We start from the raw sequence: 24,982 nt of genomic DNA on the forward strand, positions 1-24,982 counted from the left end.
GCGCGAGTGTGTCGACCGAGTTTGTTGGACACAGCGGAGGCGTGTTGGCGGGGCAAGGTAAGAGCAAGAAGCAGGGCGGGCTCGAGACTCGCAAGCGTCGGAGCTTTCGGATCCTGCTCGGCATCTGGATCGTGGGATTCCTCGCGCTCGTGGTCGGGGGTGCATTCGCGGTGTACGACGTGCGCAGCACCGCATCTGCCGCGGTGGTTCCCGCCCCGGCTCCGGTCATCGCTGCCCCGCAGGTCGCGGCCGTCACCGAGTCGGCTCCCGCTCCCACCCCCATCGGGCTCGCCACTGCACTCGGCCCCGCCGTGACGAACCCCGGGCTCGGTGCGTTCACCGGATCGGTCACCGATGCCGCGACGGGCACGGTGCTCTGGTCACACGAGCCCGAACGCCCGATGACTCCGGCGTCCACCACGAAACTGCTCACGGCGGCGGCCGCCCTGATCGCGCTGCCGAGCGACCATCGGATCACGACAGAGGTGGTATCCGGATCCCGGCCCGGTGAGGTCGTGCTGGTCGCCGGGGGAGACCCGACACTGACGGCGCAGCCCGTCGGTCAGGACGGCTTCTATCCCGGAGCGCCGCGCATCGCCGACCTCGCCGATCAGATCTCACGTTCCGGAACTGCCGTCGATACCGTGCTCGTCGACATCGGCGTCTACAGCGGCGACCCTCTCGCACCCGGGTGGTTCCCCGAAGACGTCCCCGCCGGGTTCGTTGCCCCAATGGAGCCGGTGATGCTCGACGGTGGGCGATCCGACCCTCTCGAAGACGAATCGCCGCGCAGCGCGACCCCGGCCCTGGATGCGGGACGGGCACTGGCCGTTGCGCTCGGCGCCGATCCCGCGGCCGTCGCCCTCGGGTCTGCCGCACCGGACGCGACCCCCATGGCGTCGGTGCAATCGGCACCGCTGCGCGACCGGCTCGGACAGATGGTGAGCCGATCCGACAATGTGCTCGCCGAGGCCATCGGCCGCGAGGTCTCCATCGATGCCGGAGCTGGGGCGTCCTTCTCCGACGCTGTCGGTGCCGTCCTGCGCGTGCTGCAGGGGGCGGGCTTCGACACGTCCGGTGTGACGCTGGCAGACCTCAGCGGTCTGTCGGTCGACGACAGGATCCCCGCCGGCCTGCTCGACTCCATCATGGCGGCCGCAGCGTCACCGGACCGTGAGGAACTGCGCCCCATACTCGACCACCTTCCTGTCGCCGGTGGCACCGGCACACTCGCAGATCGTTACGGCACGGTGAATCGCGCCGGAGCCGGGTGGGTTCGCGCCAAGACGGGCACACTGGATCTGGTGAGCGGACTTTCGGGTTATGTCGTCGACACGGACGGTCGTGTGCTCTCGTTCGCGTTGTTGTCCAACGATCGTTCTCCCGGCGAGGCCAGGCCCGCGCTCGATGCGGTGGCCGCGGTGCTCCGCGAATGTGGATGCCGATGAGTGGCACCGAACGTGCACTCGGCGACGCGATCGACTGGTCGTTCGCCGCGGGCGTCGGTGCGCGCCTGGCGCGTCCGGCGCCGGCGATGTCGCGCTACACCTACGACACCGCGGCCGCCGAACTCGTGTCGGCCTCGGACCGGGCAGAAGCACCGGTGCGGGATCTGACCGGCCTCGGCGACAGTGCCGGGCCGCCGCCGGCGCTCGTCGTCGATCGTCCGGGGTGGGTCCACGCGGCGGCCGCTTCGATGTCCGAACTGGTGGGAGCCGGAGAGCGCCGATCGTGGGCCGCGAAGCCCGCAGGCGCGCAGGCCGGTGCGATGCTCGCCTACCTGTCCTCGGCGGTGCTCGGGCAGTACGACCCGTTCTCCCGGACGCTGCTGCTGGTCACCCCGAACGTCGTGGCCGTCGAACGTGCGCTGAAGGTACCCACCTCCGACTTCCGGCTGTGGGTGTGCCTGCACGAGGTCACGCATCGGGTGCAGTTCGCGGAAGCGCCTTGGATGGCCGACCTCATGCGCGACGCCGCCGGGCAATTGTCGGCCGCCGTCGACGAACCGATCGGTGACATCGCCGGTCGCCTCGTCTCGGCAGTCCGCAACCTGCGCGAACCAGAGGGCAAACCGATGTCGCAGCGCGGCATGCTCGGCCTGATGCGTGCGCTGCAGGCCGAACCCCAACGCGACAGTCTCGACCGCATGCTCGCTCTCGGCACGCTCCTCGAGGGGCACGCCGACCACGTCATGGACGCGGTCGGGCCGTCGGTGGTTCCCTCGGTCGTACGCATCCGGCGCGCGTTCGACAGCCGCCGACGACGCAGCAGCAATCCTGTGCACCGCGTCATCCGTGTACTGCTCGGGATGGACGCGAAGATCGCGCAGTACGTCCACGGCAAGAAGTTCGTCGACGCTGTCGTGGCGAAGGTGGGGATGGAGCAGTTCAACACGGTCTGGTCCGGGCCGGATGCGTTGCCGACGCTCGGCGAGATCGACAAGCCCGAAGCCTGGATCGCGCGAGTGCTGGGCTGACGGTGGCTGCGGCATCGCGACCCCTGCTTCCCGAGGCCCCCGCGATCCACGAGATCCGCCGGGCAGTGCGCGCATGGCTCACCGAATACGACGCGACCGCCGTCGTCGTCGGGCTCTCCGGTGGTGCCGACTCGGCAGCTCTGACCGCTGCCGCCGTCGCGGAGGCCGCTGCAGTACACGCGGTGGTGGTGGACCACCGTCTGCAGGCCGGATCCGACATGGTCGCCGCGCGGGCTGTCGAGTTCGCGGAGTCGGTCGGATGCGCTTCGGCGCGGGTGCAGGTGGTCGATGTGAGCGGCCGGGGTGGCCTCGAAGCCGCTGCGCGGCACGCGCGTTATCGGGCTCTCGACGACGCGCGGTGCGGCAATCCGGTGCTGCTCGGCCACACTCTCGACGATCAAGCCGAGACCGTCCTGCTGGGCCTCGGCCGTGGGTCCGGTCTGCGGTCGATTCGTGGCATGGCGCCGTTCGACGACCCGTGGGGACGTCCCCTCCTGGGTGTCCGCCGCGACACCACCCGGCTGGCGTGCGAGGAACTCGGCTACCGACCCTACGAGGATCCGCACAACTCGGACCCGCGATTCACCCGGGTGCGACTGCGGAGCGAGGTTCTACCGCTCCTCGAGGACGTTCTCGGGGGCGGTGCGGCTGCGGCACTCGCGCGAACCGCGGCGCAGTTGCGCGAAGACGGCGAGGTCCTCGACGCGGCCGCGGCGCGCGTGCTCGCGGACGCACTCGGGACGTCGGACACTCCGATCGGACCGCAGCAACTCGATACTGCGGCGCTCGCGTCGGCACCACCGGCGGTCCGGCGTCGTGCAGTGCGGGCGTGGTTGATCGGAATGGGAGCCTCGTCACCTCCCGACCGAACCCTGCGGGCGGTGGATGCCCTGGTGGGCGAGTGGCACGGGCAGGGGCCGGTGGCGGTCGGCCGGGGCCCGGAACGAGGGACCAGGTTGGTGGTGGCACGACGGCGTGGCAGGCTGAGCGTGGAGTTCGTCGACCAGCAACGGTGTGCGGACGACTGACGGAAGGTAGGTAGGACCCGGTGTACGAAGGCGATATTGCGTCGGTGCTGATCTCGCAGGCAGAGATCGAGACGCGCACCGCAGAACTGGCAGAGTCGGTCGCCAAGCGGTATCCGCCGGGTGCTCCCGAAGGCGATCTGCTCCTCATCGGCGTGCTCAAGGGCGCGATCTTCTTCATGACCGACTTCGCTCGCGCGTTGCCGATCCCGACGCAGATGGAGTTCATGGCCGTCAGCTCGTACGGTTCGTCGACGTCGTCCTCCGGCGTGGTGCGCATCCTCAAGGACCTCGACAAGGACATCGCGGGTCGTCACGTGCTGATCGTCGAGGACATCATCGATTCGGGCCTGACCCTGTCGTGGCTGCTCCGCAACCTCAAGAGCCGCAACCCCGCCTCGCTCGATGTCGTCACACTGTTGCGTAAGCCCGATGCCATCAAGATCGACGTCGAGGTCGCGGACGTCGGCTTCGACATCCCCAACGAGTTCGTCGTCGGCTACGGCCTGGACTACGACGAGCGGTACCGCGACCTGCCGTACATCGGAACGCTCGATCCGAAGGTGTACAGCAGCGGGCACTGAGCGGGCTAGTGCAGCGGGTGGTCCGGACGGACCGCCACGGATCGCTGCAGTGCCTCGAGATCCTGCTCCATGAGCCGGAACAGCCAGTAGACGAACACGAACGCGCCGATGCTGCCCACAGAGAGCACACGTACCGCGGGCTGGACTTGGGCGATCTCGTCGACCGTGAGGAACGTCGACCCCGCGACTGCGACGAGGGGCACTGCCGCCGCGACGGCGAGATAGCGGACGCTGCGGCGGTGCAGCCCCTCGAGTTCACGGGCATCGGTGGTGTCGGTTGCTCCGTGGGGCAGAAACGCCGGGTAGATCGATCGCACCATGTAGAACGAGACGAAGAAGAACGGGTATGCCACGGCGATCGTTCCGCACACGACGATCGACGTGACGAAATGGGTGATCGCCCTGCTGTCGAGCGCTCCCGATACGGACTCCATGATCACCGGGAACAGAATTCCCGACAGCACCCAGAGCAGCATCACCACCGCGGTGATGCGATCGGCGATGAGCAGGGCGTCGTGCCGGGCACGCGCGAGCTCGGCGGCGTCGTACTGCCGTCCGCGGCGCAGTCCGTGGGGCACAGTGATCAGTCTCCGCGCGAGGTAGACGATCACCAGCGCGCCGAGAGGAAACACGGTGGCGTTGATGATCAGCGCGATGGTCTGGAACTGGAGCTGCGCGTCCGGCGACAATTGTCCGACGATCAGATTCCGATTGTGCTGGTAGTTGTAGAGCGCCCCCAGCACATTGGGCAGGCCGACCGCTGCGATCATCAACGGGATGACGGGCCGGCGCAACCGCGCCCGCCAGCTCTCGGGTGGCGGGTCCACGAGTTCGCGGGCGCGTGCGTCGAGGCACAGGTCGAACTGCTGCGCGAGTTCGGCGCCGGATGCCCACCGGTCGGTGGGCTCGGGTGCGAGGCACCGTGTGAGCACACGCCGCAGGGTCTGCGGGCAATCGCTCGGCAACCGGGTGAGAGCGTCGCCGTCCGGAGGCGCGCGCCGGGTGCGCAGCATCGCGTCGAGCGCGTCCATCGTGGGCGCTTCCGCGACGTGGTCGGCGTGGTCGGCGCCGGGCCGGTTTCCGGTGAGCAACTCCCACAGCATCACGCCGAGCGCGTAGATGTCGCTGCGGGTGTCGAGGTCGGCGGCACTGCGGGGCCGATGGGGGTGGCATGCCTCGATTTGTTCGGGGGACATGTACGCGAGCGAACCGCCGAGATAGGCGACCGGTGAGCTGTCGTCCACCGATTCGGCGAAGCTGATGTTGAAATCGGCCAGCTTGGGCACACCTTCGGCGGTGAGCAGTACGTTCGCCGGTTTGATGTCGCGGTGCAGCACACCGCGGCTCTCGGCGTAATGGAGTGCTTCGGCGAGACGTCGACCCAGCCATGCCACGGTCTCGGGCCATGTCAGGTCCGCGATACGAGCCCGAACGGGGGATTCGGACGGTCTGATCTCGCCCTTGGCCTGGAGGGCCTCGTCGACCGAGTCGAGCAGCAGCCGGCCGGACCGCTGCTCGGACGGTGTCCGAAGCACCTTGTGCAGTACGCGCTGCAGTGTTCCGCCCGGCATGTACTGCATGTAGAGCAGTCGCAGCCCGTGATCGGGAAGGATTCGCTGGTCGAAGACCCGCACGATGTAGTCGTGGTCGAGCTGGGCGAGGGTCTGCGCTTCGTTTCCGCTGTTCCGCGAGACCTTCACCGCGACGAGGCGCTGCATCGACTGCTGCCGTGCGAGGAACACGCGGCCGAATGCCCCGGTTCCCAGAGTCGTGAGTAGATCGAAGTCGTCGATGCGTTGCCCGGCCTCGACGTCGTCGAGGGTGATGGGGTCGCCGGAGTCCAGGATGTCGGGGCGCGTCTGTGCTGTGACGGTGAGGTCGACGGGTCGGGTTTCGGCCGCACGGGTGGTCTCCGCGGGTTGTGTCCTGTCGGAAACCTGCGTGGTATCGCGAGCTGTGGTGCCGGGAACTGTGGTGTCGGAAACCGGGGTGATCCCGGCCGTCCGGGGCGGTTCCGGGTCCCGCGTGGCCATGCTCGATCTTCCCACATGCCGCTGCATCGGATGCGGCACAACGTACTGCCGGACAGTGAGGGAACCCTGGCACGATTCTGCGCGTTGTCATAGCAGGCCACCCACGCAGGGGCGTCATGGCAGCACCACGCGGTAACCTTGCGGTGCCCGATTGGTCACGGGTATGGGAAGAGCCACAACGACCACGTTGCTGACGTCACTATCGAAAGGACCGGCCGGCCCGGCCGAACCTGTATGAACCGCAAGACAGTGTTTCGTAATCTGGGGATAGTCCTCGGCATCCTGTTGGTCATCTATGCCTTCAGTTACTTCGGCGACGACACGCGCGGCTTCACGAAGGTCGATACGTCCGTCGCGATCGCGCAACTCGACGCGGGCAACGTCAACGAAGCACAGATCGACGACCGTGAGCAGCAGGTTCGATTGTGGCTCGACAACGGTAGCGACGCGACGGAGGGCTCGACCGAGATCCTCGCGAAGTATCCGGCGTCGGCGTCCGAACAGATCTTCGACAAGGTCGCTGCGTCCGATGCCGAATCGTTCGACACGCAGGTCACTCAGGAGAGCTGGCTGTCGTCGATTCTCCTGTTCGTGCTGCCGATGATCATCCTTCTCGGCGTCTTCATCTTCGTGATGAGCAGGATGCAGGGCGGCGGCCGCGGCGGCATGATGGGCTTCGGCAAGTCGAAGGCCAAGCAGCTTTCCAAGGACATGCCGAAGACGACATTCGCCGACGTCGCAGGTGCGAACGAAGCCGTCGAAGAGCTCTACGAGATCAAGGACTTCCTGCAGAACCCCGCCCGTTACCAGGCGCTGGGCGCGAAGATCCCCAAGGGCGTGCTCCTGTACGGACCGCCCGGCACCGGCAAGACTCTGCTCGCTCGCGCTGTCGCGGGTGAAGCGGGCGTCCCGTTCTTCACCATCTCCGGTTCCGATTTCGTCGAGATGTTCGTCGGTGTCGGCGCCTCCCGCGTGCGCGACCTCTTCGAGCAGGCGAAGCAGAATTCGCCGTGCATCATCTTCGTCGACGAGATCGACGCGGTGGGCCGCCAGCGCGGCGCAGGACTCGGCGGCGGACACGACGAGCGCGAGCAGACCCTCAACCAGTTGCTGGTGGAGATGGACGGTTTCGGCGACCGCCAGGGCATCATCCTCATCGCTGCCACGAACCGCCCCGACATCCTCGATCCCGCTCTGTTGCGTCCCGGTCGTTTCGACCGGCAGATCCCCGTCAGCAACCCCGACCTGGCCGGTCGCCGTGCGATCCTCCAGGTGCATTCCAAGGGCAAGCCGATCGATCAGCACGCCGATCTCGAAGGCCTGGCGAAGCGCACCGTCGGCATGTCCGGCGCGGACCTTGCAAACGTCGTCAACGAGGCAGCGCTGCTGACCGCCCGTGAGAACGGCACCGTGATCACCGAGGCGATCCTCGAGGAATCCGTCGACCGGGTCATCGGCGGCCCGCGTCGCAAGAGCCGGATCATCAGCGAGCACGAGAAGAAGATCACCGCGTACCACGAGGGCGGACACACCCTCGCGGCATGGGCGATGCCCGATATCGAACCCGTCTACAAGGTCACGATCCTCGCGCGCGGTCGCACCGGCGGACATGCGATGACGGTGCCCGAGGACGACAAGGGTCTGATGACCCGCTCCGAGATGATCGCCCGGCTCGTCATGGCCATGGGCGGTCGCGCGGCGGAAGAGTTGGTGTTCCGCGAGCCCACCACCGGAGCGTCGTCCGATATCGATCAGGCGACCAAGATCGCGCGCGCGATGGTCACCGAGTACGGCATGAGTGCCAAGCTCGGCGCCGTCCGCTACGGCCAGGAGCAGGGCGATCCTTTCCTGGGCCGGTCCATGGGCGTGCAGTCCGACTATTCGCACGAGGTCGCGCGTGAGATCGACGAGGAGGTGCGCAACCTGATCGAGGCGGCGCACACGGAGGCCTGGTCGATTCTCAACCAGCACCGCGATGCGCTCGACCTGATCGCAGGTGAACTGCTCGAGCATGAGACACTCACCCGCAAGGACCTCGAGCGGATCCTCGCTTCGGTGGAGAAACGTCCCCGGATCACGGCGTTCAACGATTTCGGCGACCGTGTTCCGTCGGACAAGCCGCCGATCAAGACTCCCGGCGAACTCGCAAAGGAACGCGGCGAGCCGTGGCCGCCGGAGCCGCCGTCGCTGACCAAGCCCGCGCCGCAGCCACAGCAGCAGTTCCCGCCGCAGCAACAGCAGCCGTACCAGCAGCCTGCAGGTCAGGCGCCGCAGCCTGTCGGCCCGGCCCCGACACAGCAGATGTTCGGGCAGCCGCCTGCGGGTCAGGCTCCGCAGTCGTCCGGTCCCGCACCGCAGCACCAGCAGCACCAGCAGCACCAGTCGTCCGGTCCGGGCAGCGGCTACCAGGCTCCGCAGCCGGTGCCCGCGTCGGAGCCCATGCCGGGCTTCCCGTCGGCCCCCGACCAGTACACGGGCGGACCACGACACGCGACCCGGCCCGATTACGGCGCCCCCGCGGGGTGGTCGGCTCCTGGATGGCCGCCGCAGGACCAATCCGGCAGCGTCTATCAGCGGGGATACCCCGACTGGACGCAGCAGGGCAGCACGGAAGGCGTGAACGGTGCAGGCGGTGACACCGGCTCACAACGTGACGACGAAGACCGGACCCCACCCGAGCCGCCCCCCACCCAACCGTGGGACGGCCCGGCAGGCCACCGCTGAGATCGTTGCTAGCAGCGTAGTTCCCTGTTCACATCAGAAAGTGGAGGACGTCGGGTGTCGGTGAATCACCTCAATACGGAGGCGAGTTCTGCCTCGGACAGCCATGACGGCGCTGAGTCGTTGAGTCTGTCGACGGGTCGACCATTCGATCAGGCCCGCGCCGAAGCAGCCGTGCGGGAACTGCTCATCGCTGTCGGCGAGGACCCCGAGCGGGAAGGTCTGCGCGACACCCCGTCTCGTGTCGCACGGGCTTACCGCGAGGTGTTCAGCGGGTTGTTCACCGTTCCCGACGAGGTGCTCAACACCACCTTCGACGAAGGCCATCAGGAACTCGTCCTGATGCGCGATATCCCGATGTACTCGACGTGTGAGCACCACCTGGTCTCGTTCCACGGCGTCGCCCATGTCGGCTACATCCCCGGGCCCACCGGGCGCGTGACAGGGCTGTCCAAGCTCGCACGGCTCGTCGACCTCTACGCGAAGCGGCCGCAGGTGCAGGAACGCCTGACGAGCCAGATCGCCGACGCGCTCATGCGCAAGCTCGAGCCGCGCGGCGCCATCGTCGTCGTCGAGGCCGAACACCTCTGCATGGCGATGCGCGGTATCCGGAAGCCCGGAGCGAGCACCACGACGTCCGCGGTGCGCGGGTTGTTCCAGACGAGCTCGGCATCTCGCGCAGAAGCCCTGGATCTCATCCTGCGCCGGTGAGCATTCTCCCGGGCACACAGTCGCCCATCGTGATGGGCGTACTCAACGTCACCAGCGACTCCTTCTCCGACGGAGGACGCTACCTCGATCGTGACACCGCGATCGCCCGCGGACTCGAACTCCGCGAGCTCGGAGTCGACATCGTCGACGTCGGCGGAGAATCGACGCGGCCGGGTGCGGTACGGGTCGATCCCGAGGTCGAGGCCGCGCGCGTCGCACCGGTCATCGAGGCGCTCGGCACGGCCGGAATCGCCACCAGCGTCGACACCATGCGTGCGTCAGTCGCCGAAGCTGCCATCGAGGCGGGGGTGACGATCGTCAACGACGTATCGGGTGGCCGGGCGGACCCGAACATGGCGTCGGTGGTGGCATCGGCGCAGGTCCCATGGATCCTGATGCATTGGCGACCCACCGGCGAGTTCGTGCACGCCGGTGGGAGCGCCCACTACGACGATGTGGTGCGCGAGGTTCGCCACGAACTCCTCACCCAGGTCGATGCTGCACTCACAGCGGGAGTCGCCCGCGAGAACCTCATCCTCGATCCCGGGCTGGGATTCGTGAAGGACCCCGATCACAACTGGGAACTCCTGCAGCGGCTACCCGAACTCACCGAACTCGGATTCCCGGTGCTGATCGGTGCGTCCCGTAAACGATTCCTGGGATCGCTGCTCGCCGCACCCGACGGAACCGTGCGCTCGCCGGACGGGCGGGAGGTCGCCACCGCAGTGGTTTCGGCCCTCGCCGCGACACACGGTGCGTGGGGTGTGCGGGTACACGATGTGCAGGCGAGTCGCGATGCACTCGCCGTGGTCCGAGCATGGCAACGAGGTAGTGCGGAAGGTGTGCACGATGGGTGATCGCATCGAGCTGCGCGGGCTGAAGGTCCGGGGCAACCACGGGGTGTTCGACCACGAGAAGCGTGACGGACAGGACTTCCTCATCGACATCGTCGCGTGGCTAGCTCTGGCGCCCGCCGGAGCCAGCGACGACCTGGCCGACACGCTCGACTACGGGGGGCTCGCCGAGCGGGCTGCCGCGATCGTCGCCGGTCCTGCACACGACCTCATCGAGACCGTCGCCGACCGGATCGCAGACAGCGTCCTGGTCGATGACCGGGTGTCGCGGGTGGAGGTGACCGTGCACAAGCCGTCGGCGCCGATTCCCCTGACGTTCGCCGACGTGGCGGTGGTGGTCGACCGGACCCGGAGCGCCGAATGAGTCGTGCGGTGCTGTCGATCGGCTCCAATCTCGGAGACCGGCTCGCGCATCTGAAATCCGTCGTCGACGCGCTCGGGTCGCGCGTGCGCGCGGTGTCGAGCGTGTATTCCACGGCGCCGTGGGGCGGTGTCGAGCAACAGGATTTCCTCAACGCCGTCGTGGTGGCCGAGGACGAGAGTTTCGGCGAGTACGACTGGCTGGCCCTGGGCCGTGAACTCGAATCTGCTGCCGCACGCGTGCGAGTCCAACATTGGGGGCCGCGCAGCCTGGACGTCGACGTCGTCGTCTGCCGGACGGGTGCGGGGGAGGTATGCAGTGACGACCCCGAGTTGCTCCTGCCGCATCCTCGCGCACACGAGCGTGCCTTCGTGCTGGTGCCCTGGCTCGACGTCGAGCCGGATGCACGCCTCACTGCGAACGGACACACCCGACCGATCTCGGACTGGCTCGCGGACCTCGACGAGGCCGAACGCGGTGGGGTACACCGCACCGACCTCACGCTCGTCGATCACATGCCGGGCGCGGAGGGCGACGCCGGGGACCACCCGTGATGAACGCGACCCGGATCCGCGACCTGCTCGCTCTTGCACTGCTCGCCGCGGTCATCGCGTGGTTGCTGATCCGCACGATGTACGGTTCGCTGCCGCCGATCCCGGTCTATGCCGGCGCGTCGTTGTATCCGGTGGCTGCGCTCGAAGTGGTGCTCGCATTCATGATCCGCTCACGTGTGCAGAATCATCAGCTCGGCGACGGCCCCCGCCAGTTGCATCCGATCACTGCGGCCCGCTCGGTGGCGCTCGCAAAGGCGTCTGCGCTCGTCGGCGCGGCGAGCACCGGAGTGTGGGTGGGTTTTCTCCTGTACCTCCTGCCGCAGCGGGGCACGGTGCAGGCGGCGTCGGAGGACTCCACGGGCGTGATCGTCGGGGCGATCGCGGGCGTCGCGCTCGTCGCTGCGGCGCTGTGGCTCGAACACTGTTGTCGGACACCGGAGGATCCGGACGACCCGTCCGAGCCCGCCACCTGACGGCGTGTTCGGGCATCGTCGCTGATCGCCTATGCAATCGCGACCATGTCTCTGAGAGGTCTGCCCGCGTCGGCCGCCGACCAGTACGCTGGTAGCCATGGTGTTTCGGGGGCGGGAGAGTAAGGATCGCCGGCCGTGGCGCAGTTCCGGCTCGGTCATCGTTGCCGGACTGCTTGCGCTGGCCATGGTCGCCTCGTTGCTTCTCGTGTTCAGCGACAGCGTTCAATTGCTCCGGATCGCCGTCGTCGTGGCTCTGTGGTGCGCGGTGGTCGGGGCCATCGCGATGACGAAGTATCGCCGCGAGTCGGCACTCGACAAAGCCAAGGCGGAAGACCTCAAGACCGTGTACGAGTTGCAGCTCGAGCGAGAGATCTCGGCGCGCCGCGAATACGAGCTGGGGGTCGAGGAGAAGGTCCGCTCCGAACTCCGGATCGACGCCGACGAGATGACGGCCCTGCGCACCGAACTTGCAGCGCTACGCCGCAGTCTCGAAGCATTGTTCGACGGGAAGCTCCCCGACGACGCCCCCGCATTGAAGGGGGCATCCGTCCGCGAACTCGACAGCACGCCCCGGGTGAACGCGCCCAGTCCCTCGGGTCCGGCGTTCGCATCGCCCGGCGACGAGCCGCTGACCGCGGAGACGGAAATCGTGACTTCCGTTGCCGAGCAGTCGGATGCGGACACAGCGGTCGACGCCGAGGTCGACGACACCGAAGCAGCGGACGGGAAGTCGGACACTCCGGGTGTACCTGCAGGTCGCCGGGCCCGTCGTCGCCTCGATGCGGAGGCATCGGGCAGCCACACGCAGGGACGTTCCGTCGCCGAAATCTTGGCGAATCTCTCGTCGGATCGCTGAGACCAGACCCTGTCGGGCCGGGTAGGTGAGGTGTAGATCACCCTCGTCCGACATGGCCTGTCACAAAGGCGCCGCGCTATTCTCGTGCAGAACGTCTGGTACCCGCCGAGCGGGACTGGAACGAACGAGAGGACCCCCGTGACTTCCTTCGGGATCACAAACGCGCCTGCACCTGCCCGATTGTCCGTGGGCATCGTCTCCGCAGGACGTGTCGGAACCGCACTCGGAGCGGCGCTCGAACGCGTCGGCCACGTCGTCGTCGCGTGTTCGGCAGTGTCCGAAGCATCCAAACATCGCGCCCACACGCGACTGCCGGACTCACAGATCCTGCCCGTCGACGAAGTCGCAGGCAAGTGCGACCTGCTCCTGCTCGCGGTGCCGGATTCGGAGCTCGCCGGCCTGGTCGCGGGTCTCGCGGCCACCGGAGTCGTGCGCCGCGGAACGCTGGTCGTGCATTGTTCCGGTGCCCACGGCATCGAGATCCTCGCGCCGCTCACTGCAGCCTGCGCAACTCCGCTCGCGATCCATCCCGCGATGACCTTCACCGGCCACGACGAGGACACGGCGCGCCTGTCGTCGACGTGTTTCGGGATCACTGCCGCCGACGAGGTCGGTTACGCGATCGCGCAGGCACTCGTCATCGAGATCGGTGGGGAACCGGTCCGCGTCTCCGAGGAGATGCGCCCGCTCTACCACGCGGCTCTCGCCCACGGCAGCAACCATCTGGTCACGCTGGTATCCGACGCCGTCGAAGCACTCCGTGTCGCGCTCACAGGCGACGAACTCCTCGGCCAGCAACTCGTCGACGCCGATCCCGGTGGAGTCGCCGAGCGCGTGATCGCCCCGTTGCTCACCGCAGCTCTCGACAACGTGCTGCGGCGCGGACCGTCGGCCCTGACCGGACCGGTCGCGCGCGGTGATGCCGACGCGGTGGCCACACACCTGCGTGTGCTGGAGGAGATCGATCCGAAGATCGCCGCCGGATACCGCGCACTGTCGCTGCGATCGGCGCAGCGCACCGGTTCGAAGCCGGAACTGATGGAAATCCTCGAAGGGGCTGATCATGGTGAGTGACACGGAACAGCGCGGATACGTGCGCGGCGAACTGATCGTGCACCACGACCCCGCTGCCTTGACGAAGGTGACCAAGGCGCTGCGCGGTGTCGGTCGTACCGTCGCCCTGGTCCCGACGATGGGTGCGCTTCACACCGGGCACCTCGAACTCGTGCGGCAGGCGAAGCTGACCGGTGCGGTCGTCGTGGTGTCGATCTTCGTCAATCCCCTGCAGTTCGGTGCGAACGAAGACCTCGACGCCTACCCACGCACCGTCGATGCGGACCTCGAGCTGCTGCGCGAGGCCGGCGTGGAACTCGTGTTCGTCCCGTCCGTCGCCGCGATGTACCCGGCCGGGCGCCGCACCATGATCCATCCGGGCCCGCTCGGCGCCGAGCTCGAAGGCGCATCCCGCCCGACGCATTTCGCAGGCATGCTCACGGTCGTTGCGAAGCTGCTGCAGATCGTCGGACCGAACAGTGCCTTCTTCGGGGAGAAGGACTACCAGCAGCTCACGCTGATCCGCCAGATGGTGATCGACCTGAACTTCGATGTTCGGGTCATCGGTGTGCCCACCGTCCGTGAATCCGACGGTCTGGCGTTGTCGTCGCGCAACCGCTACCTGGACGCCGAGCAACGCGAGATCGCCACGGTCCTGTCCGCGGCGCTCGTCGCGGGCGCGCATGCCGCCGCCGGCGGTGCCGACGCGATCCTGTCGGCGGCGCGCGCAGTGCTGGCTGCGGCACCCGCAATCGACGTGGACTACCTGGAGTTGCGCGGAGCCGACCTCGGCGAAGCGCCCGAGCGTGGCGACGGCCGGCTGCTGGTGGCTGCACGCTTGGGCTCCACCCGTTTGATCGACAACGTCGGTGTTGCGGTGGGAACCGGCTTCCTGGAACGCGCGACCGGCCCGGTCGATTCCGACGTCGAAGACGACCTGCTCGCTCGCTGACGCGAGTTCACGACGAGAAGAAAGAAACTGAGGACCGACATGTTTCGCACCATGATGAAGTCGAAGATCCACCGCGCAACGGTGACGCACGCCGACCTGCATTACGTCGGTTCGGTGACGGTCGACCAGGATCTGATGGATGCGGCGGATCTGCTCGAAGGTGAGCAGGTGTGCATCGTCGACATCGACAACGGAAATCGTCTCGAGACGTACGTCATCGCCGGTGAGCGCGGTTCGGGTGTCATCGGGATCAACGGCGCGGCAGCGCATCTCGTGAATCCTGGCGACCTGGTCATTCTCATCGCCTACGGTGTGATGAACGAGCAGGAATGCAAGGACTACGCGCCGCGCGTCGTGTTCGTCGATGCGGAGAACCGTCAGGTCGAACTCGGCAGCGACCCGGCGCATGCACCCGAGGGATCCGGCCTGATCACCCCGCGGATGCTGTCGACTCTCGACGCTTCGATGGTGTAGCGGTGCTCCTGGCTGTCGATGTCCGGAACTCCAACGTTGTTCTGGGCCTGTTCACCGGCAGCGGTTCGCACGCAAAACTGCTGCGGGATTGGCGTATTCGTACCGACTCGCGGATGACCGCGGACGAACTCGCATTCGCCTTCCGGGGGTTGCTGGGTGATCACGTGGAGCAGATCACAGGTGTCGCTGCGCTGTCGACGGTCCCGTCGGTGCTGCGAGAGTTGAGGGTGATGCTCGCCCGGTACTGGGATCGGGTTCCCCATGTGGTGGTCGAACCCGGTGTGCGTACAGGTGTTCCGCTGCTCGTCGACAATCCGAAGGAGGTCGGCGCCGACCGGATCGTCAACAGCCTTGCCGCCCATCACTTTTATGGTGGGCCCTGCGTTGTCGTGGACTTCGGTACGTCGACCTGTGTCGATGTCGTGTCCGCCAAGGGTGAGTTCCTCGGTGGGTGCATCGCCCCGGGCGTGGAGATCTCGATGGATGCATTGGCGTCGCAATCGGCGGCGTTACGCATGGTCGAACTCGTCCGGCCGCGTGCGGTGCTCGGCAAGAACACCGTCGAATGCATGCAATCCGGAGCGGTTTTCGGCTTCGCCGGTATGGTCGACGGACTCGTCGGCCGTGTCTGCGCGGAGGTCCCCGGATTCGGCGGTGACGACGTCGTGGTGATCGCCACCGGCGACAGTGCGCCGTTGATCATGGAGGAATCGCGTCTGCTCGAGCATCATGAACCGGACTTGACCCTCGAAGGGCTGAGGTTGGTCTACGAGCGGAATCAGGAACGGCGTGCGTCGCGGCGGGGAACGGTCGAGGCTTCCGCGCGGCGTGATTCTGTGTAAGAATGTCTTCCGTGATCCGCCGCATGTGTGCCCAGGAGTGTTGTCGAGGCTGACGTCCGCCTCGACCGATAACACATTCCTGGGAGTTCTCTCATGCGCGCTGCGCTTGTTTCGTCTGTCTCTGCATCTGTCTCCGCTCCGGTTTCGCTTCTTCCGCTTGCTGTCGAGCGCACCTACCCCACCGAGCTGGCTGCGGCCGTTGCTCGCGGTGCGGTGGTCGTCGATGTCCGCACCAACGCTCAGCGCGATGTTCAGGGCACCCTGCCGGGCGCCCTCGCGATTTCCGCGGAGTTGGTCGCAGACCGGCTCGACCCCTCGAATCCGGGTCGCCTGGCCGTCGCCGTCGACCAGGATGTCGAATGGATCCTGGTGTCCGCCGAGGGCGCCGACTCACACCGCCTCGTCACGGGCCTGCAGCAGCAGGGGTTGCGTCGTGTGACCCACATGGTGGGCGGGTACGACGCGATCAAGTCGGCGCACATGGTTCGGGCCGTCACACAGGCTCAGCACATTCTCGCCGATGTGGAGCGGGTCACCGCGCACTGACTTACGTGGAGCGCATCGTCACAGAAGTAACTGCACGGCTGCGACGTTGTGGCGCGGAGCTCTCGGATAGTCTGGTTACCCGTGAGTGATGCCAGCGTTCAGCAGCCCGACGATACCCCCGAGCAGATCCGGGTCCGCCGCGACAAGCGCGAACGACTCCTCGCCGAAGGCAAGGATGCGTACCCCGTCATCGTGCCGCGCACGCACACGCTCGCGGAGATCCGTGCGGAGTACCCCGGCCTCGAACCCGACACGGCGACCGGTGCGCAGGTCGGTGTGGTCGGACGTGTGATCTTCATGCGTAACACCGGCAAGCTGTGCTTCGCCACGCTGCAGGAGGGCGACGGAACGCAGCTGCAGGTGATGGTCAGTCTCGCTGCCGTGGGGGAGGAGTCCCTCGCCGAGTGGAAGGCGCTCGTCGACCTGGGTGATTTCGTGTTCGTGCACGGCGAGGTGATCAGCTCACGACGCGGCGAGCTCAGCGTCATGGCCGATTCCTGGACGATGGCGTCCAAGGCTCTGCGCCCGCTCCCTGTCGCGCACAAGGAGATGAACGAGGAATCCCGCGTTCGGCAGCGCTACGTCGACCTGATCGTCCGCCCGGAGGCTCGCAAGAATGCCCGTATGCGGGTCGAGGTGGTGCGTGAGCTGCGTAACGCGCTCGAACGTCGCGGTTTTCTCGAGGTCGAGACGCCGATGCTGCAGACGCTGCACGGGGGTGCTGCGGCGCGTCCCTTCGTGACGCATTCGAATGCGCTCGACATCGATCTGTATCTGCGTATCGCGCCCGAACTGTTCCTCAAGCGTTGCGTCGTCGGAGGCATCGACAAGGTCTTCGAAATCAACCGAAATTTCCGTAACGAGGGCGCCGACTCGACCCATTCGCCGGAATTCGCGATGCTCGAGACCTACGAGGCCTACGGCACGTACGACGATTCCGCGAGGATGACTCGCGAGATGATCCAGGAGATTGCGTTCGCGGTTTTCGGCAGCCATGTCGTCACTCTCGCGGACGGCACCGAATACGACTTCGGCGGGGAATGGAAAGTCCTCGAAATGTATCCGTCGTTGTCGCAGGCGATCGGAACCGAAGTCACACCCGATTCCACGATCGAGGAATTGACCGCCCTGGCCGGCAAGGTCGGGCTCGAAATTCCCGAAGGTAAGGGGTGGGGCCACGGCAAGCTCGTCGAGGAGCTGTGGGAGCACATGTGCAGTGACCAGCTGAACGAGCCGACTTTCGTCCGTGATTTTCCGGTCGAGACATCGCCGCTCACCCGCGATCACCGCACTGTGCGCGGCGTCACCGAGAAGTGGGACCTCTACGTGCGAGGGTTCGAGCTTGCTACCGGTTATTCGGAACTCGTCGATCCTGTCATCCAGCGTGAGCGGTTCATGGATCAGGCGCGTCTCGCGGCCGAGGGTGATGACGAGGCAATGGCCCTCGACGAGGATTTCCTTGCCGCTATGGAACAGGGAATGCCGCCTACCACAGGAACCGGGATGGGAATCGACCGGTTGTTGATGGCGCTGACCGGCCTGGGAATCAGGGAAACTATCCTCTTCCCGATTGTTCGCCCGACCACTCGCTGAATAGGCAGGAAAGCTTTCGGTATAGACATGCGTTAATTGCGAGGTATTGTGGTCTCGTCCCGTGGGGGGAAAGCGCATTTCTTGATCGAGAGGGTTTCCAGCACATGGCAAAGAAGGTCACCGTCACACTTATCGACGATGTCGACCAGGAATCGGCGGCAGATGAGTCGGTAGAGTTCGGTCTCGACGGCGTGACCTACGAGATCGATCTGTCGGAAGACAATGCGACAGCGTTGCGGGAACAGTTGGATTACTGGATTCAGCACGCGCGCAAGGTCGGCGGCCGTAAGCGCAGCAAGGCCGTTCAAAGTGTACCGGCGGCAAGCAAGTCGTCGCGGGGAACTACGGATCGCGAGCAAACCGCGGCTATCCGTGAATGGGCGCGAAACAACGATCTCCAGGTCTCGGCGCGTGGACGTATCTCCGCCGACATCATCGAGCAGTACAACAACGCGCACTGAGTTTCTTCCCACCTCAGCCGACCCGCACCGTCGCCGTCCGCAACTGCGGACGCCGACGGTGCTGTCGTATTCCGTTGGCGTGCACTGTTTCGGGGTATCTTCCGGCGTAACATCTCTGCTCATGGTCGAACGTGTGCTGGTGCCGGGAAAAACATGCTGGCGGACGGATCACGCCGACCGCCTCAGCTTCATCGTCGACGCGGCAGACTATTTTCGTCACGCGAAATCGGCGATGTTGCAGGCGCGTGAACGCATCATGTTGATCGGGTGGGATTTCGATACCCGGATCAAGTTCGAACCCGAAGGCCGCACCCTGGACGGACCCAACCGGCTCGGTGCGTTTCTGAAATGGCTCCCGGAACAGAACCCCGACCTCGACATCCACCTTCTCAAATGGAACATCGGCGCACTCACGGCGATCGGCAGAGGAATGACGCCGGTGTTCGTCCTCGACTGGCTCAGCGATCCACGTGTGCATTTCGAGATCGACGGCGCACACCCGATCGGCGCAGCCCACCATCAGAAGATCATCGTCATCGACGACGCCATTGCATTCTGCGGCGGAATCGATATGACAGTCGACCGCTGGGACACCTCCGACCATCCCGACCGCAGCCGATATCGACGCGAGCCGAGTGGGCGACGCTACGGCCCGTGGCACGACGTCACCACCGCGGTGGACGGTGCGGCCGCGCGAGCACTCGGCGAGCAGGCGCGTGCTCGGTGGAAGTCGGCCACAGGGACGGACCTCGACCCGGTCGGCCCCCGCGAGGCGATCTGGCCCGACGGGCTCGACCCCACGGTCACCGACGTCGACGTGTCGATCGCCAGAACTCTGCCGGAGTACGACGGACGCGAGGGTGTCCACGAGATCGAGGCGCTCTATCTGGCGGTGATCGAGAACGCCCGGCACAGCCTGTACCTCGAGAGCCAGTACCTGGCGTCCCGCACCCTCGCGGAGGCGATCGCCGCGCGTCTACGAGAGGACAGCGGTCCGGAGATCGTGCTCGTGATACCCCGCAACGCGGACGGCTGGCTCGAACAGAAGGCGATGGACGGTGCCCGCCGCTCTCTTCTGCACATACTGTGGCACGCCGACGTCCACGGCAGGTTCGAGGCCTATTACCCAGTGACCGAGGCCGGGGAGCCGATCTACGTCCACGCGAAGGTCGTCGTCATGGACGACACCCTGGTGCGGATCGGATCGTCGAACCTCAACAACCGGTCCATGGGTTTCGACACCGAATGCGACCTCGCACTCGAGTCCGCCCGCGCGGGCGACCCCGTCTCCCGTGCAGCGGCCGAACTGCGCAGCAGGCTTCTCGCCGAGCACCTCGACGTCGGTGTGGAGACGTTGGACCGGACGGTCGACGACGAGGGCTCGTTGCTCGCGGCGATCGAGCGCCTGCGGGGTTCGGGTCGTTCCCTGCGCCCGTTCGAACCGGGTACGGTTGGGAATGAGGACAGTCCCCTCGCGGAGAACGCGCTCATGGATCCGGAGCGGGCGCCGAAGAGTGCCGCTCGGCGGATCCGACAGGTTCTCACTCGCTGACCGCCTGTTCGCTTCTGGCGTACAGGTTGCGGAAACGTATGCGTCACGTGCAGCGTTACCTCTTGTAGTCGTGTTTTCCGCTAGCACCTTCCGGGGTGGAGGGGAAGCGGGTGGAATGCACGCCAACTAGAGTGTCGAGTGGGATCGTGGAACCTTCGCTGGTTCGATGTGAACGACTCGAGTGCCGGAGCGAAGAGCGGCTGCCGGGGTCCGGGACAACCTCGTACCGGATCCGTCGGCCGAGAGTGTGAGGGAGTGCGATGTTCGAAAGGTTCACCGATCGCGCGCGGCGCGTCGTTGTCCTGGCTCAAGAAGAAGCCAGGATGCTCAACCACAACTACATCGGCACGGAGCACATCCTCCTGGGCCTCATCCACGAGGGTGAGGGCGTGGCGGCGAAGTCGCTCGAGTCGTTGGGGATCTCCCTGGAAGGCGTCCGCAGTCAGGTCGAGGAAATCATCGGCCAGGGACAGCAGGCCCCGTCCGGGCACATCCCGTTCACTCCACGTGCCAAGAAGGTGCTCGAGCTCAGCCTCCGTGAGGCGCTGCAGCTCGGTCACAACTACATCGGCACCGAGCACATTCTCCTCGGCCTCATTCGTGAGGGCGAAGGCGTGGCCGCTCAGGTGCTCGTCAAACTCGGCGCCGACCTGAACCGGGTCCGTCAGCAGGTCATCCAGCTGCTCTCGGGTTACCAGGGCAAGGAACCGCAGGAAGCCGGCACCAGCCGCGGCGAGGCCGGCACCCCGTCGACGTCCCTCGTGCTCGACCAGTTCGGCCGGAACCTCACGCAGGCCGCTCTCGAAGGCAAGCTCGATCCGGTCATCGGTCGTGCGAAGGAAATCGAGCGGGTCATGCAGGTGCTGTCCCGTCGTACCAAGAACAACCCGGTGCTGATCGGTGAGCCCGGCGTCGGTAAGACTGCTGTGGTCGAGGGCCTGGCTCAGGCAATCGTCAACGGCGAGGTTCCGGAAACCCTCAAGGACAAGCAGCTCTACACGCTCGACCTGGGTTCCCTCGTGGCCGGCAGCCGGTACCGCGGCGACTTCGAGGAACGCCTGAAGAAGGTCCTCAAGGAGATCAACAGCCGCGGCGACATCATCCTGTTCATCGACGAGCTGCACACGCTCGTCGGCGCGGGTGCAGCCGAGGGCGCGATCGACGCTGCGTCGATCCTCAAGCCGAAGCTCGCTCGCGGTGAGCTTCAGACGATCGGCGCGACCACCCTCGACGAGTACCGCAAGTACATCGAGAAGGATGCCGCGCTCGAACGCCGCTTCCAGCCCGTCCAGGTCGGTGAGCCGACGGTCGAGCACACCATCGAGATCCTCAAGGGCCTGCGCGACCGCTACGAGGCGCACCACCGCGTGTCGATTTCCGACAAGGCGCTCGTGGCTGCGGCAACCCTCGCCGACCGCTACATCAACGACCGCTTCCTGCCGGACAAGGCGATCGACCTCATCGACGAGGCGGGTGCCCGTATGCGCATCCGCCGGATGACCGCGCCGCCGGACCTGCGCGAGTTCGACGACAAGATCGCCGATGCCCGTCGCGAGAAGGAATCCGCGATCGACGCGCAGGACTTCGAGAAGGCCGCGAGCCTGCGCGACAAGGAGAAGCAGCTCGTCGCTCAGCGCTCCGAGCGGGAGAAGCAGTGGCGAGCAGGCGATCTCGATGTGGTCGCCGAGGTCGACGAAGAGCAGATCGCGGAGGTTCTCGCGAACTGGACCGGTATTCCGGTGTTCAAGCTCACCGAGGAGGAGACCACCCGTCTGCTCCGCATGGAGGACGAGCTACACAAGCGGATCATCGGCCAGGAGGACGCCGTCAAGGCGGTCGCGAAGGCGATCCGTCGTACGCGTGCCGGCCTCAAGGATCCGAAGCGTCCCTCGGGCTCGTTCATCTTCGCCGGCCCGTCCGGTGTCGGTAAGACCGAGCTGTCCAAGGCGCTCGCGAACTTCCTGTTCGGCGAAGATGACGCGCTCATCCAGATCGACATGGGCGAGTTCCACGACCGGTTCACTGCGTCGCGTCTGTTCGGTGCACCTCCCGGATACGTCGGATACGAAGAGGGCGGCCAGCTCACCGAGAAGGTCCGCCGCAAGCCGTTCTCCGTCGTGCTGTTCGACGAGATCGAGAAGGCCCACCAGGAGATCTACAACACGCTCCTGCAGGTCCTCGAAGACGGTCGCCTGACCGACGGTCAGGGCCGCACGGTGGACTTCAAGAACACGGTGCTGATCTTCACGTCGAACCTCGGTACGTCGGACATCTCGAAGGCTGTCGGCCTGGGCTTCACCAAGGGCACCGGCGCCGAGTCCAACTACGAGCGGATGAAGAACAAGGTCAACGACGAGCTCAAGAAGCACTTCCGACCTGAGTTCCTCAACCGTATCGACGACATCATCGTGTTCCACCAGCTCACTCAGGACCAGATCATCGAGATGGTCGACCTGATGATCGGTCGCGTCGAGACCCAGCTCAAGAACAAGGACATGGGGATCGAGCTCACCGAGAAGGCGAAGTCGCTGCTGGCCAAGCGAGGATTCGATCCGGTTCTCGGTGCACGTCCGCTGCGTCGCACCATCCAGCGCGAGATCGAGGATCAGCTCTCCGAGAAGATCCTCTTCGGCGAGATCGGTGCCGGCCACATCATCCTGGTCGACGTCGAGGGCTGGGACGGCGAAGGCGCCGGCGAGAACGCGAAGTTCACGTTCACGCCGAGCGAGAAGCCGGCCGAGGTGCCCGACACCCCGGCGGTCGCGCTCGCCAAGAGCGGCGAGGGCGAAGCAGAAGCCCAGTAACAACACGCATACGCCGAGGGCGGCACTCCGGAAGGAGTGCCGCCCTCGGCGTTGTGGATCCCTGCGTTGTTCGTCCAGGTGTCAGTGCTTCCACGGGGCGGTCGGCCGCCCGGACCAGTTGGCGAGGCGTTCGGTCGCTCCCGCGGTCGGAGCGGATTCCACCACCGGGCCGAATGGGACGGGTCCGCCACGCGGGGTCTCGGGGAGTGCATGCTGCATGATGCCGAGCGCTGCGTTCGCCAGAGCCGGGTCGGCCTCCGCGGGCTGCCCCGTTGCAGCCGCCAGGTCCCAACCGTGCACGAGTGCTTCGTTGAGTGCGATGAGCACCGAGGCGCGTCCCGGGAAGGTGCCCCAGGGTGCGGTGACCACGGTGTCGAGCATTGCGTCGTCGTTCCACACCTCCCAGTAGCGGTCGGCGCTCGTGCGCAGTGCCGCGACCCATCCGTCATCCGGTTCGGTGACTGTTTCGGGGACGGTCAGAGGGTCGCCGCCGGCGCCGATGACGCGGCCCCGGTCGATGGTGGACACGAGGTGTCCGATGAGGGAGCTCACGTCGAACTCCGGGCACGGTGTCGGATCGGTGAACTGGTCCGGCCGGACTCCGTCGATGAGTCCGGCCACCCAGTCGAGGGCGTCACGGAAGAGGGGGCGTGGGTCTGTCTGCATCGTCGTCATGACACCAGCATGCGCCCGAAACACGACACCCTCTGTCATGTATTTCGGCGTCGTCGATGCCACCTGCGTGGCAGCGCGATTCGGAAGTGCGGATCAGCCCGCCGTCACAGAATCCTTGTGCTTGGCCTCGTAGAGCTTCGCCCACTCGGCGCGGGACCGGATCGACACGTCCACGTCGGTCGCCTTGGCTCGCAACGCTCCGACGGTCGCGTCCTCGCGCTTGATCTTCGAGAACGGGTCCCAGTTGAAGAAGCGGCAGGAGTTCTGCCAGGTGATCTTGTCGATTTCCGCATCGGTCGCACCGGCGGCGTCGAGCTCGCCGAGCACCTTCTCCGGCGCATCGGGCCAGAAGCAGTCGGAGTGGGGGTAGTCGCACTCCCACGCGATGATGTCGATGCCGATCTCGTGACGCAGCTTCAGCGCGGTGGGATCGGTGACGTAGCAGGCCAGCGAATGCTCTTTGAAGACCTCGCTGGGCAGCTTGCCACCGAAGTCGCGGCGGAGCCAGCGCTGATTCGTGTAGTGCCGGTCGCAGCGGTCCAGGAAGAACGGGATCCAGCCGATTCCGCCTTCGGAGAAGGCGAACTTCAGATCGGGATAGGAACGCATGGCCGGGCCCCACAGGAGATCCTGTGCTGCGATGGCAGAGATCTGGGTGGCGAGGACGATCAGGTTGTCGATCGGCGCGTCCTTCGCCATGGAGATCGCACCGAACCCCGAACCGATGTGCAGGCACATCACGACGCCCTCGTCGGACAGGGTCTGGAACACAGGGCCCCAGTATTCGATGTCGTGATAACTGGGTAGTCCCTCGAGGTGGGGGAGTTCCGGCATGGTGACAGCGCGGCAGCCCTTCGCCGCGACACGTCGGATCTCCTCGCACATCGCCGGCACGTTCCATGTGGGCAGGAGGGCGAGCGGCAAGAACCGGTGGGGGTAGGCACCGCACCATTCGTCGATGTGCCAGTCGTTGTAGGCCTGCACCATCACGACGGTCACCTCGGCCTGGTGCTGGTTCAGGTGGCGGGCCGAGAATCCGGTGAAGGTGGGGAAGCACATGGAACCGACGATGCCGTTGCGGTCCATGTCGCGGACGCGTTCGTGGATGTCGTACACGCCGGGACGCATCTCGGCGAAGCGGGCGGGGTCGCGGCCCCATTCTTCTGCGGGCCACGAGACCACCGCGTTGAGCCCACTGACTCCGGTCGGCTTCCCCTGGTAGACCCACTGGTCGATGCCTTGCTCGGTGACGATGACCTTGGGTGCCTCGTCCCTGTACTTCGCCGGAACGTGGCGGGCGAACATGTCGGGTGGTTCGACTACGTGGTCATCGATGCTCACGAGAATCATGTCGTCGAGGTGCATATTCACTCCTGAGTGCT

At 66.2% G+C, this 24,982-nt stretch carries 23 protein-coding genes; 20 read left to right on the forward strand and 3 right to left on the reverse strand.

The genetic code is table 11. The annotated features are described in order from the left end of the window. The first annotated feature begins 41 nt into the window (after positions 1-41). The 4 genes from dacB to hpt are packed head-to-tail and all read left to right on the forward strand — an operon-like array spanning position 42 to position 4,085. Positions 42-1,448 (forward strand): D-alanyl-D-alanine carboxypeptidase/D-alanyl-D-alanine-endopeptidase, encoded by a 1,407-nt coding sequence (gene dacB / locus EV641_RS16735; RefSeq protein ID WP_132473183.1) that lies wholly within the window; start codon positions 42-44, stop codon positions 1,446-1,448. Then, entirely contained in the window at positions 1,439-2,476 is a 1,038-nt protein-coding gene (locus EV641_RS16740) for a zinc-dependent metalloprotease (protein ID WP_241997326.1), read from the forward strand. Before dacB ends, EV641_RS16740 begins: the two co-directional genes overlap by 10 nt. Before the next feature lie 2 nt (positions 2,477-2,478). Continuing rightward, positions 2,479-3,504: a tRNA lysidine(34) synthetase TilS gene (tilS, locus tag EV641_RS16745; protein WP_241997302.1), complete on the forward strand. Its 1,026-nt coding sequence runs from the start codon at positions 2,479-2,481 to the stop codon at positions 3,502-3,504. A gap of 20 nt (positions 3,505-3,524) precedes the next feature. After that, positions 3,525-4,085 carry a hypoxanthine phosphoribosyltransferase gene (hpt, locus tag EV641_RS16750; protein ID WP_054720665.1) on the forward strand — a complete coding sequence of 187 codons (561 nt, stop codon included), beginning with the start codon at positions 3,525-3,527 and terminating at the stop codon, positions 4,083-4,085. A gap of 5 nt (positions 4,086-4,090) precedes the next feature. Here hpt and EV641_RS16755 read toward each other — a convergent pair whose 3' ends face one another. Then, positions 4,091-6,118 carry a serine/threonine-protein kinase gene (locus EV641_RS16755; protein WP_241997303.1) on the reverse strand — a complete coding sequence of 676 codons (2,028 nt, stop codon included), beginning with the start codon at positions 6,116-6,118 and terminating at the stop codon, positions 4,091-4,093. 234 nt (positions 6,119-6,352) lie between these two features. On the opposite strand from EV641_RS16755, the gene ftsH reads away from it, so the two are divergent. The 16 genes from ftsH (at position 6,353) to EV641_RS16835 (ending at position 22,925) form a co-directional block, all read left to right on the forward strand. Then, a complete protein-coding gene (gene ftsH, locus EV641_RS16760; protein ID WP_132473187.1) occupies positions 6,353-8,842 on the forward strand; it encodes an ATP-dependent zinc metalloprotease FtsH in 2,490 nt (829 codons plus the stop codon). Between the two features lie 54 nt (positions 8,843-8,896). Beyond that, positions 8,897-9,550: a GTP cyclohydrolase I FolE gene (gene folE / locus EV641_RS16765; RefSeq protein ID WP_132473188.1), complete on the forward strand. Its 654-nt coding sequence runs from the start codon at positions 8,897-8,899 to the stop codon at positions 9,548-9,550. Beyond that, positions 9,547-10,407 carry a dihydropteroate synthase gene (folP, locus tag EV641_RS16770; RefSeq protein ID WP_132473189.1) on the forward strand — a complete coding sequence of 287 codons (861 nt, stop codon included), beginning with the start codon at positions 9,547-9,549 and terminating at the stop codon, positions 10,405-10,407. Before folE ends, folP begins: the two co-directional genes overlap by 4 nt. After that, positions 10,400-10,768: a dihydroneopterin aldolase gene (gene folB / locus EV641_RS16775; protein ID WP_132473190.1), complete on the forward strand. Its 369-nt coding sequence runs from the start codon at positions 10,400-10,402 to the stop codon at positions 10,766-10,768. The genes folP and folB overlap by 8 nt, the downstream gene beginning before the upstream one ends. Beyond that, positions 10,765-11,319, forward strand: a complete 555-nt coding sequence (gene folK, locus EV641_RS16780; protein WP_132473191.1) for a 2-amino-4-hydroxy-6-hydroxymethyldihydropteridine diphosphokinase — start codon at positions 10,765-10,767, stop codon at positions 11,317-11,319. Before folB ends, folK begins: the two co-directional genes overlap by 4 nt. Next, the gene (locus EV641_RS16785; protein ID WP_054717893.1) at positions 11,319-11,792 is read left to right on the forward strand and encodes a DUF3180 domain-containing protein; all 474 of its coding nucleotides are present in this window, start codon (positions 11,319-11,321) and stop codon (positions 11,790-11,792) included. Before folK ends, EV641_RS16785 begins: the two co-directional genes overlap by 1 nt. A 97-nt stretch (positions 11,793-11,889) precedes the next feature. Continuing rightward, positions 11,890-12,648: a DUF6779 domain-containing protein gene (locus EV641_RS16790; protein WP_132473192.1), complete on the forward strand. Its 759-nt coding sequence runs from the start codon at positions 11,890-11,892 to the stop codon at positions 12,646-12,648. A 138-nt stretch (positions 12,649-12,786) separates the two neighbouring features. Continuing rightward, positions 12,787-13,722, forward strand: coding sequence for a DUF2520 domain-containing protein (locus tag EV641_RS16795; RefSeq protein WP_132473193.1), 936 nt, complete (start codon positions 12,787-12,789; stop codon positions 13,720-13,722). Continuing rightward, complete coding sequence (gene panC / locus EV641_RS16800) at positions 13,715-14,653, forward strand: pantoate--beta-alanine ligase (protein ID WP_132473418.1); 939 nt, start codon at positions 13,715-13,717, stop codon at positions 14,651-14,653. Before EV641_RS16795 ends, panC begins: the two co-directional genes overlap by 8 nt. A 39-nt stretch (positions 14,654-14,692) precedes the next feature. Then, complete coding sequence (gene panD / locus EV641_RS16805; RefSeq protein ID WP_054718669.1) at positions 14,693-15,127, forward strand: aspartate 1-decarboxylase; 435 nt, start codon at positions 14,693-14,695, stop codon at positions 15,125-15,127. 2 nt (positions 15,128-15,129) lie between these two features. Next, positions 15,130-15,969, forward strand: a complete 840-nt coding sequence (locus EV641_RS16810) for a type III pantothenate kinase (protein WP_132473194.1) — start codon at positions 15,130-15,132, stop codon at positions 15,967-15,969. A 93-nt stretch (positions 15,970-16,062) separates the two neighbouring features. After that, positions 16,063-16,515, forward strand: a complete 453-nt coding sequence (locus EV641_RS16815; protein WP_054718672.1) for a rhodanese-like domain-containing protein — start codon at positions 16,063-16,065, stop codon at positions 16,513-16,515. Positions 16,516-16,596: 81 nt separating this feature from the next. Continuing rightward, positions 16,597-18,108: a lysine--tRNA ligase gene (gene lysS / locus EV641_RS16820; RefSeq protein WP_054718675.1), complete on the forward strand. Its 1,512-nt coding sequence runs from the start codon at positions 16,597-16,599 to the stop codon at positions 18,106-18,108. A 104-nt stretch (positions 18,109-18,212) separates the two neighbouring features. Then, a complete protein-coding gene (locus EV641_RS16825) occupies positions 18,213-18,569 on the forward strand; it encodes an Lsr2 family protein (protein ID WP_054718678.1) in 357 nt (118 codons plus the stop codon). Between the two features lie 121 nt (positions 18,570-18,690). Next, entirely contained in the window at positions 18,691-20,121 is a 1,431-nt protein-coding gene (locus EV641_RS16830; protein WP_132473195.1) for a phospholipase D-like domain-containing protein, read from the forward strand. A gap of 260 nt (positions 20,122-20,381) precedes the next feature. Further along, positions 20,382-22,925 carry an ATP-dependent Clp protease ATP-binding subunit gene (locus EV641_RS16835; RefSeq protein ID WP_132473197.1) on the forward strand — a complete coding sequence of 848 codons (2,544 nt, stop codon included), beginning with the start codon at positions 20,382-20,384 and terminating at the stop codon, positions 22,923-22,925. An 81-nt stretch (positions 22,926-23,006) separates the two neighbouring features. Here the strand turns inward: EV641_RS16835 and EV641_RS16840 are convergent, their stop codons facing one another. Together EV641_RS16840 and EV641_RS16845 are read right to left on the reverse strand one after the other, a co-directional pair. Beyond that, a complete protein-coding gene (locus EV641_RS16840) occupies positions 23,007-23,600 on the reverse strand; it encodes a TIGR03086 family metal-binding protein (protein WP_054713871.1) in 594 nt (197 codons plus the stop codon). Positions 23,601-23,693: 93 nt separating this feature from the next. Continuing rightward, on the reverse strand, positions 23,694-24,965 hold the full coding sequence (locus tag EV641_RS16845) for an amidohydrolase family protein (protein WP_132473199.1): 1,272 nt from the start codon (positions 24,963-24,965) through the stop codon (positions 23,694-23,696). Between the last annotated feature and the right edge of the window lie 17 nt (positions 24,966-24,982).

Origin of the sequence: Rhodococcus sp. SMB37, from assembly GCF_004345605.1 — a bacterium.
Classification (GTDB): domain Bacteria; phylum Actinomycetota; class Actinomycetes; order Mycobacteriales; family Mycobacteriaceae; genus Rhodococcus.

What these genes read in the sequence shown, in the direction of transcription:
- EV641_RS16740 (WP_241997326.1), top strand. Translation starts at nt 1,439, where the DNA reads ATGCCGATGAGTGGCACCGAACGTGCACTCGGCGACGCGATCGACTGG.
- EV641_RS16755 (WP_241997303.1), bottom strand. Translation starts at nt 6,118, where the DNA reads ATGGCCACGCGGGACCCGGAACCGCCCCGGACGGCCGGGATCACCCCG.
- ftsH (WP_132473187.1), top strand. Translation starts at nt 6,353, where the DNA reads ATGAACCGCAAGACAGTGTTTCGTAATCTGGGGATAGTCCTCGGCATC.
- folB (WP_132473190.1), top strand. Translation starts at nt 10,400, where the DNA reads ATGGGTGATCGCATCGAGCTGCGCGGGCTGAAGGTCCGGGGCAACCAC.
- folK (WP_132473191.1), top strand. Translation starts at nt 10,765, where the DNA reads ATGAGTCGTGCGGTGCTGTCGATCGGCTCCAATCTCGGAGACCGGCTC.
- EV641_RS16785 (WP_054717893.1), top strand. Translation starts at nt 11,319, where the DNA reads ATGAACGCGACCCGGATCCGCGACCTGCTCGCTCTTGCACTGCTCGCC.
- EV641_RS16790 (WP_132473192.1), top strand. Translation starts at nt 11,890, where the DNA reads ATGGTGTTTCGGGGGCGGGAGAGTAAGGATCGCCGGCCGTGGCGCAGT.
- panD (WP_054718669.1), top strand. Translation starts at nt 14,693, where the DNA reads ATGTTTCGCACCATGATGAAGTCGAAGATCCACCGCGCAACGGTGACG.
- EV641_RS16815 (WP_054718672.1), top strand. Translation starts at nt 16,063, where the DNA reads ATGCGCGCTGCGCTTGTTTCGTCTGTCTCTGCATCTGTCTCCGCTCCG.
- EV641_RS16825 (WP_054718678.1), top strand. Translation starts at nt 18,213, where the DNA reads ATGGCAAAGAAGGTCACCGTCACACTTATCGACGATGTCGACCAGGAA.
- EV641_RS16830 (WP_132473195.1), top strand. Translation starts at nt 18,691, where the DNA reads ATGGTCGAACGTGTGCTGGTGCCGGGAAAAACATGCTGGCGGACGGAT.
- EV641_RS16835 (WP_132473197.1), top strand. Translation starts at nt 20,382, where the DNA reads ATGTTCGAAAGGTTCACCGATCGCGCGCGGCGCGTCGTTGTCCTGGCT.
- EV641_RS16840 (WP_054713871.1), bottom strand. Translation starts at nt 23,600, where the DNA reads ATGACGACGATGCAGACAGACCCACGCCCCCTCTTCCGTGACGCCCTC.
- EV641_RS16845 (WP_132473199.1), bottom strand. Translation starts at nt 24,965, where the DNA reads ATGCACCTCGACGACATGATTCTCGTGAGCATCGATGACCACGTAGTC.